The sequence below is a fragment of the Kitasatospora sp. NPDC059648 genome, from assembly GCF_042734825.1.
Classification (GTDB): domain Bacteria; phylum Actinomycetota; class Actinomycetes; order Streptomycetales; family Streptomycetaceae; genus Kitasatospora.
On the sequence record NZ_JBHWDU010000192.1, the window covers coordinates 1 to 4,142 of the forward strand.

A 4,142-nucleotide genomic window follows, 5' to 3' on the forward strand; every position below is an offset into this window, starting at 1 on the left:
TCGCCGACTGCTTCCCCGCCCTCGACTACTTCGAGAACAGCGGCCTGCCCTTCGTCGTCGCCCTCAACGGCTTCGACGGCCACCAGCCGCACACCGCGGACGAGGTGCGGGAGGCGCTCCAGCTCGGCGCCGACACCCCCGTGATCGCGCTCGACGCCCGCCGCCGGGACAGCGCCAAGAGCGCCCTGATCACCCTGGTCGAGCACGCCCTGCTGGCCCGGCTGCGGTAGTCGAACGCGCGACCGCCGCGCCGAGCCGAAGGGGTGCGGGTCCGAGCGCCCCGGAGGCGAGTGCGTGGACAACGGAACCGACCGGCCCCGGCGAGCCGTCACACTGACGGGTCGCCGGGGCGGCGGCGCCTACCGGCCGGTGTCCTCCGGGGGCCGCGCGCAAGACCCGCGTATAAGCAGCGGATAACAGTTCGGTAGGCATTTTGTGATCAACAATGACGCAGCGTGGCGAATCAGCGTCACTCAGCGCCAGGTGACCACGGATTTGCTCCGGCATGTCGCTGATTGTCCGGATTGTGACGACGCGGGCCTCATACGGCGGCTGTTTGTCCCCCATCCCTGCACGTGCTGAAATTCCAGCTACCCCTGAACATCCCGCGCCGGCCGTCCGGCGGCGGGCCAGGGCCCCGGGGGTAGCGCTGGATTGATCCATGGCCGGCAAGTCGGCCGAGAGGTAGTAGTCGAGTGAGGCGTAAGCAGCAACCCGCCCCGCAGCGGCGCTCCGAGCCCCGCCAGAGCGAGCCGAACGGTGCCGCCGCGGAAAAGGCCGGATTCTCCGCGTTCACTCCCACCGAGGAGCGCACCCCCACCATTCCGGCCCCAAAGCCCCCGACCGCGGCCGGCGAGCCGCGCCCGGGCGCCGGTTCTGCGGGCGACGGCGGCTCCAGCCGGTACGACTTCCTCCGTCCGCGCAACTGGCGCGTGCCGACCCGTCTGATCGCGATCCTGCTGATCCCCGTGATCATCAGTCTGGTCTTCGGCGGTCTGCGAGTGAACACCTCGGTCGACGGCTACATCAAGGCCTCCCGCGCCGAGAAGACCGCCGAGCTGGCCAAGGCGGCGACCGAACTCGCCGAAGCGCTTGAGAACGAGCGCGACAAGACCCTGATACCCCTGATGACCGGGCAGGACCCGAACAACGAGGTCACCAAGCGCCGCGGCGACACCGACGCCGCGCTGAAGGCCTACGAGGCGGCGTACGCGGCCTCCGACAAGTCCGGCGAGCTGCCGCGCCGCCACGAGGCCTTCGAGACCCTGGTGGTCGACCTGCCGCACCTGCGCAAGGTCGCGTACGGCAAGGAGCTGTTCGCCAGCGCCACCGCGAGCGCCTACTCGACGATGTTCGCGCCGCTGCTGGCCTACGACAACTCGGTCGGCAACGGCTCCGCCAACGCCACCAGCAAGGGCCGCGCGATCTACGCGATGTCGCTGGCCAAGGCCTCCGCCTCGACCCAGCGCTCGCTGATGCTCAGCCTGCTCGTCGGCGCCTCCACGGGGGCGACCACGCGCTACGAGAACCAGGACATGACCCAGCAGATCCTGGTCTCCGAGAAGCTGGAACAGGTCTCGATCAGCGAGTTCACCACCGGCAGCGATCCGACGGACGCCAAGAAGTACGCGGACGCCCAGGTCGCCCTGGCCAGCAGCCAGGACCGCTCGGCCCCCAAGATGCCGAACGGCTCCGCGCCCACCATGCAGGGCATGCTGGCGCTCGCCGCCAACTACGCCGAGGCCGCCGCCATCGGGCAGCAGAAGGGCAAGGCGGCCGCCGACGCCGCCTTCGCCGAGGCCAAGAACGCCGGCCTGACCCCGGAGAACTGGAACCAGGCCGCCGGCGTCCACATCCAGGCCCTGCGGAACACCGAAGTCGCGCTGCTGGACGACGTCCTCACCGACTCCCGCAACCTCAAGGACAACGCGCTCTACGACGCCATCCTCAACACGGTCATCGTCGTCGCCGCACTGATCCTGGCCGGCCTGCTCACCGGCTACGTCGCCCGCTCGATGATCCTCGGCATGCGCACCCTGCGCAGCGCCGCCCTGGAGATCGCCGACCACCGCCTGCCGGACCTGGTCGAGAAGCTCTCCAAGACCGACCCCGACCGGGTCGACACCTCGGTGACCGCGATCCCGCTGCACGGCAAGGACGAGATCGGCGAAGTCGCCCGGGCCTTCGACCAGGTCCACCAGCAGGCCGTGGCGCTCGCCGCCGAGCAGGCGCTGCTGCGAGGGAACGTCAACGCGATCTTCACCAACCTGTCGCGCCGCAGCCAGGGCCTGATCCAGCGCCAGCTGGCGCTGATCACCGACCTTGAGAACAACGAGGCCGACCCGGACCAGCTGGAGAACCTCTTCAAGCTGGACCACCTCGCCACCCGCATGCGCCGCAACGGTGAGAACCTGCTCGTCCTCGCGGGCGAGGAGGCCGGCCGCCGCTGGAACATCCCGGTCCCGCTGGTCGACGTGCTGCGCGCCGCCGCCTCCGAGGTGGAGCAGTACGAGCGCGTCGAGCTGTCCGGCATCCCCGAGGTCGAGGTCGTCGGCGCCGCCGTGACCGACCTCGTCCACCTGCTCGCCGAGCTGCTGGAGAACGCCACCTCGTTCTCCAGCCCGCAGACCCGGGTCCTGGTCAACGCGACCCGCCTGCCGGACGGCCGGGTGCTGGTCGAGATCCACGACAAGGGCATCGGCCTCACCGCCGACGACTTCGCGGAGATCAACGAGAAGCTGTCCGAGCCGCCCACGGTCGACGCCACCATCTCCCGCCGCATGGGCCTCTTCGTGGTCGGCCGGCTCTCCCAGCGGCACGACATCCGCGTCCAGCTGCGCCCGTCCGGCGAGTCGGCCGGCACCACCTCGCTGGTCATGCTCCCGCCGTTCGTCACCCAGTCCGCGGTGGCGCCGGAGCCGGAGGAGCAGTTCACCGTCTCCCGGATCTTCGCCGACCAGGAGCCGACCTCCGAGTGGGCCCCCGACGCCCGCAACCGCAGCGCCGCGGAACTGGGCTTCGACGACCACCTGACCGGCATCGGCAACGCCGGCTCCTCCGGCTTCAGCCCGGCCCTGGAGGCCGTCCAGCGCTCGCAGCGCCTCGACCAGGTCCGCCGCGCGGCCCTGGAGGGCGCCCCGCAGCCGCCGGTGGTGGACGCCGAGGTCGAGGAGGACTACCAGCAGGGCTACGAGCAGTACGCCCCGCAGCAGGGTTACGACCAGGGCTACGCCGAGGGCCAGTACGCCGACGACCAGTACGGCTACCAGCAGGACGGCTACCAGCAGGACGAGTACGCCCAGGACGGCTACGGCCAGTACCCGCAGCAGGGTTACGACCAGGGCGGCTACTCGGACGGCCAGTACGCCGACGACCAGTACGGATACCAGCAGGACGAGTACGCCCAGGACGGCTACGGCCGCCAGGCCGCGGAGGCCCCGGCCGGCCACCCGTACGCCCCGGAGCCGCCCGCCCTGCCCGCCGCCGAGCCCTCCACCACCCTGCCGTCCGGGCTGCCCCAGCGCCGCCCCGGTCAGCAGCTGGCGGGCGGCAGCCTGGGCAGCGCCCCGACCGTCGACAGCCCGTCCGGGGACACCCCGAACTGGTTCGCCGGCGCCAAGGACACCACCTCGCCCATCGAGACCCGCGGCCACGACGTGTCCGCACTCGGCGGATACGGCCCGACCGGCCCGACCGCCTCCACCTGGCAGTCGCCGAACGACGGCGACTGGCAGCGTGCCGAGCAGCTGCGCGAGCCCTCGTCCAGCGGCACCACCGGGGCCGGACTGCCCCGGCGCGTTCCCAAGCAGAACCTGGTGCCCGGCAACGCCAAGCCCACCCCGCAGGAGGGGCCGCAGGTCTCCCGCAGCCCCGAGGAGGTCCGTGGCCGCCTCACCAACCTGCGCCGCGGTGTGGAGCAGGGCCGCAGCGCCGGCAACACCGGAAGCTTCCGGATCGACCCCGATCAGGTAGACCAGTCCGGCAACGGACAGAACCGGAGCACCGATCTCTTCGGCGGCTCGAACCACCAGGAGCGTTGAGTTGACTCAGATGAGCCAGGCCGCACAGAACCTGAACTGGCTGATCACCAATTTCGTGGACAACACCCCCGGGGTGTCCCACACCGTGGTGGTCTCCGCGGA

The 4,142-nt window shown here is 71.0% G+C and carries 1 protein-coding gene and 2 pseudogenes; all 3 read left to right on the plus strand.

Annotation, left to right across the window (positions count from 1 at the left end; translation table 11 throughout):
- A pseudogene (locus ACFV1W_RS40225) lies at positions 1-230 on the plus strand (ATP-binding protein); the annotation flags it as partial.
- Between the two features lie 465 nt (positions 231-695).
- A complete protein-coding gene (locus tag ACFV1W_RS40230) occupies positions 696-4,040 on the plus strand; it encodes a nitrate- and nitrite sensing domain-containing protein (RefSeq protein ID WP_380422494.1) in 3,345 nt (1,114 codons plus the stop codon).
- Between the two features lie 10 nt (positions 4,041-4,050).
- Positions 4,051-4,142 (plus strand): annotated as a pseudogene (locus tag ACFV1W_RS40235) (roadblock/LC7 domain-containing protein); the annotation flags it as partial.